General features: G+C 63.4%; 1 protein-coding gene. It reads right to left on the bottom strand.

Annotation, left to right across the window (positions count from 1 at the left end):
- Nucleotides 1-235: hypothetical protein (locus SB717_RS39660; RefSeq protein ID WP_486360829.1), on the bottom strand; the 235-nt coding region annotated here is incomplete at both ends.

Raw genomic sequence — 235 nt, 5'->3', positions numbered from 1 at the left:
GCGATCAGGTACCGGAAACGAACCGTCTCGGTGCCGCTCTCGTTCCGGAAATGCAGGACGCCGGCATCGGGATCGACATCGGTGACCGTGCCCAGGCGGACCTCGATGTTGCGGTGCTTGCGCAGGATGCCGGCGATGTCGGGAGCGATCTCTTCGCTCGAGAGCACGCCGGTTGCGACCTGGTAGAGCAGTGGCTGGAAAAGGTGTTCGGGAGTGCTGGAGATCAACACGACGC

Source organism: Priestia sp. SIMBA_032 (assembly GCF_046535215.1).
GTDB classification, from domain to species: domain Bacteria; phylum Bacillota; class Bacilli; order Bacillales; family Bacillaceae_H; genus Priestia; species Priestia aryabhattai.
This window is presented reverse-complemented; position numbering and strand designations above follow the sequence as displayed.